This is a genomic window from Sphingopyxis sp., assembly GCF_035565275.1.
Taxonomy (GTDB): Bacteria; Pseudomonadota; Alphaproteobacteria; order Sphingomonadales; family Sphingomonadaceae; genus Sphingopyxis.
Genome location: NZ_DATMST010000178.1, coordinates 1 through 4,279 on the forward strand (window position 1 = coordinate 1; position 4,279 = coordinate 4,279).

The window sequence follows — 4,279 nt, forward strand, 5'->3', positions numbered from 1 at the left end:
GATTTCGCCGGCCTGCAGCTCGCGCGTTCGAACGAACTGGCACCGTCGGGCGCCGAACCGCGCGAACTGCTCGAACAGCGGCGCGCCGAACATGCGCAGGCGCATGCCGCAGTCCGGCAGATCGATGCGCGGATCGTGCAGAAACAGCTCCGCGCGCCCTTCGCCGGCACGCTCGGCGTCCGGCAGGTCAATCCGGGGCAGTATCTCAACCCGGGCGATCCGGTGGCGACACTGACCGCGCTCGACAGCCTTTATGTCGATTTCGCCATACCGCAGCAGGATTTTTCGTTGCTGAAGCCCGACGCCAGCGTCGACATCCTCTCCGACGCCTGGCCCGACCGGCGCTTCACCGCCCGCGTCACCGCGATCGAGCCGCAGGTTGGCAAGGATACGCGCAATGTCATGGTGCAGGCGACCCTGCCCAACCCCGGCCTTGCGCTGCGGCCCGGCATGTATGTCACCGCGCGGCTCGCGCTGCCCCCCGTTACCGGAGCGCTTGTCGTCCCTGCCACCGCGATCCAGACGTCGGCATCGGGCGATAGCGTCACGCGCGTGAAGCTGGACAAGACGGGCCGCGGCGGCACCGCGGAAGTGGTGCCCGTCACCACGGGGCGCCGTTTCGGCGACAGGGTCGTCGTGACCGGCGGTCTCCGCCCGCGCGATGTCGTCGTGATCAACGGCCAGCTCCGCGTCCAGTCGGGCGCGCCGGTCAAGCTCGTCCCCGCGCGCGCCGCGCCGGCCAGGAAGGCGCGCTGAGATGGCCTTCACCGATATTTTCATCCGCCGCCCGATCCTCGCGGTGGTGGTCAGCCTGCTGATCCTGCTCGTCGGCGGCGCGGCACTCTTTTCTTTGCCGGTGCGTGAGTATCCGAACATGGAAAGCGCGACGATCGTCGTCGACACCGGCTATCCCGGCGCGACGCAGGATGTGATGCAGGGCTTCGTCACCACCCCGATCGCGCAGGCGATCGCGACCGCAAACGGGATCGACTATCTCACCTCGACCTCGACGCTCGGCAAGAGCCAGGTCAAGGCCAAGCTGGTGCTCAACGCCGACGCCGACCGCGCGATGACCGAGATACTGGCCAAGGTGCAGCAGGTGAAATATCGCCTGCCCGCCGGCGCCAACGATCCCGTCATCACCAAGATGACAGACGGCGCGTCGGCGGTGCAATATCTGGCGTTCGTCAGCGACACCCTGCCCGTACCGCAGATCACCGATTTCGCGACGCGCATTGCGCAACCGCTGATTACCGCAGTCCCCGGGGTTGCGTCGGCGGAGATCAGTGGTGGCCAGACGCTGGCGATGCGTGTCTGGGTCGACCCCGTGCGCCTTGCCGCGCGCGGCCTGTCGGCGAGCGACATCGCTGCGGCGCTACGCGCAAACAACGTTCAGTCCGCCCCGGGCCGCCTGAAGGGCACGGACACCGCCATCAACATCACCGCCGGCACCGACCTGCGCGATCTGGATGCCTTTCGCCAGATGGTGGTAAAGCGGGTCGACGGCGGCATCGTCAGGCTGGGTGACGTCGCGACAGTCGAAATCGGTGGACAGAATTACGACAGCAGCGCGCTGACATCGGGCCGCCGGTCGGTCAGCATCGCGATCACGCCGACGCCCGACGGCAATCCGCTCGAAATCGTGAAGGCGGTCAAGGCGCTCGTCCCCGACATGCAGCGCGTCGCGCCGCCGGGGGTCGAGGTGATCAGCCAGTTCGACGTCGCGCATTTCGTCAACGCGTCGATCGACGAGGTCAGCCATACGCTGGTCGAGGCGATCGTGATCGTCGTGATCGTCATCTTCCTCTTTCTGGGCTCGCTGCGTGCCGTGCTGATCCCGGTGGTGACGATCCCGCTGTCGCTTGTCGGGACGGCGGCATTGATGCTGGCCTTCGGCTTTTCGCTGAACCTTCTGACCCTGCTTGCAATGGTGCTGGCGATCGGGCTCGTCGTCGACGACGCAATCGTCGTGGTCGAGAATATCCACCGGCATATCGAAGAGGGCCTGTCGCCGGTCCGCGCCGCGCTGCTCGGCGCGCGCGAAATCGTCGGGCCGGTCATCGGCATGACGCTGACGCTCGCCGCGGTCTACGCCCCGATCGGCCTGATGGGCGGGCTGACCGGCGCGCTGTTCCGCGAATTCGCCTTCACGCTCGCCGGATCGGTCGTGGTGTCGGGCGTCGTCGCGCTGACGCTGTCGCCGATGATGAGCAGCCTGCTCCTGAACAGCCAGATGAACGAAGGCAGGCTGTCGCGCGCGATCGAACATAATATGCAGCGCGCGACCGACCGTTACAGCCGCCTGCTCGGCGCGACGCTCGCGGCGCGGCCCGCCGTGTTGCTCGTCGGCGCAGTGGTCATGGGGGCGATCGTGATCCTGTTCACCGGCACGCAGCGCGAACTCGCGCCGCAGGAGGACCAGGGCTATGTCTTCGTCCAGACCAAGGCGCCGCAATATGCAAATGTCGAATATACGGCGCGCTACGCTCAAGAGGTCGAGCAATTGTTCCGCGGGCTGCCCGAATATGTCAGCAGCTGGTTCGACAATGGCACCGATGGCCTGAACAACGGCTTTGGCGGCGTCATCCTGAAGGAATGGGACGAGCGCGAGCGCGGCGCCGACGCGATCCAGGCCGAACTCAATGCCAAGGGCGCCGGCATCACCGGCGTCTATGCCGCTGCCTTTCAAGCCCCGGCCCTCCCCGCTTCCAGCGGAGGCCTGCCGGTGCAGATGGTCATCCGCTCGTCGGATGATTTTCAGGCACTCTATGCCGCGCTGGAGAAAGTGAAGGGCGCAGCCTGGCAAAGCGGGTTGTTCGCCTTCGTCGACAGCGACCTCGCCTTCGACAGCCCCGAAGCGCGGATCAGCGTCGATCGCGCCAAGGCGGGTGAGATGGGGATCACCATGGAAGCGGTCGCCGACACATTGGCGACAATGGTCGGCGAAAATTACGTCAACCGCTTCAACTGGCACGACCGTTCCTACGACGTCATCGCGCAGGTTCCCGCGGCACAGCGGCTGACGCCCGACAATCTCGGTCAATATCACATCAAGACCGCGTCGGGCACGCTGGTGCCGCTGTCGACGGTCACGAAGGTTGAAATGCGCCCCGAGGCCAACCGGCTGACGCAGTTCAACCAGATGAACTCGGTCACGCTTTCGGCCATTCTGGCGCCCGGCGTCACGATGGGTCAGGCGGTCGATTTCCTGAAAAGCCAGCCCCTGCCCGCCGGGACGAGCGTCGACTGGCTTTCCGACAGCCGGCAATATGTGACCGAAGGCGACCGGCTGACGATTTCGTTCGGCTTTGCGCTGATCGTCATCTTCCTCGTGCTCGCGGCGCAGTTCGAAAGCTTCCGCGATCCGCTGGTCATCCTCGTCACCGTACCGCTCGCCATCTGCGGGGCGCTGGTGCCACTGTGGCTCGGCTACACGACGCTCAACATCTATACGCAGATCGGACTGGTGACGCTGATCGGTCTGATTTCGAAGCACGGCATATTGATGGTGTCCTTCGCCAACCAGATCCAGAAGCACGAGGGCCTCGACCGGATCGCCGCGATCCGCAAATCGGCGGCGGTGCGCATGCGGCCGGTGCTGATGACCACCGCGGCGATGGTCGCGGGGCTCGTCCCGTTGCTGTTCGCCAACGGCGCCGGCGCGTCCAGCCGCTTCGCGATCGGTATCGTCGTCGTGATGGGCATGCTGGTCGGCACGCTGTTCACCCTCTTCGTCCTTCCCACCATCTACAGCCTGATCGCCAGGGATCACCGCGCGGCGTCGCACAGCGCGCGCGAGACCGAACTGGCGGCGGCGGAGATTGCATATGCGTAAGCTGCTTTTCCTGCTCTCTCTCACCACCGCCGGCTGCGCCGTCGGTCCGCATTACGAACCGCCGCAACCGGTGGCGAAGGCGGCGGGTGCGTTTGAGACCGCCGCGGCCGGCGTCGACAGCGCGGCTGAATTGCCCGATCATTGGTGGCGTCTCTATAACGATCCCGTGCTCGACGACCTGATCGAACGCGCGCTCGCCGCGAACACCGATTTGCGCGTCGCGAATGCCAATCTGGTAAAGGCGGACGCCGTTCTGGGCGAGGCGCGAGCCGGACGTCTGCCGACGACCGATCTCAGCGGCGGAACCAGCTACGGCAGCGCTGCGGGCGCTTTCGTACAGCCCGCCGGCGACCGGCAATGGACGCACAGCGGCGGGCTCGCCGTCGCGTGGGAGGTCGATCTGTTCGGCCGGGTCGGCCGCGCGATCGGCGCAGCGCGCGCCGA

3 protein-coding genes are annotated in these 4,279 nt (G+C 66.3%); all 3 read left to right on the forward strand.

From position 1 onward, the window contains the following. A partial coding sequence (locus VN047_RS12625; RefSeq protein ID WP_325543183.1) for an efflux RND transporter periplasmic adaptor subunit occupies positions 1-756 on the forward strand: 756 nt, incomplete at its 5' end. A 1-nt stretch (position 757) separates the two neighbouring features. After that, positions 758-3,835, forward strand: a complete 3,078-nt coding sequence (locus VN047_RS12630; protein ID WP_325543185.1) for an efflux RND transporter permease subunit — start codon at positions 758-760, stop codon at positions 3,833-3,835. Further along, positions 3,828-4,279 (forward strand): TolC family protein (locus VN047_RS12635; RefSeq protein ID WP_325543187.1); only part of this gene is annotated, 452 nt, incomplete at its 3' end. The genes VN047_RS12630 and VN047_RS12635, both read left to right, overlap by 8 nt.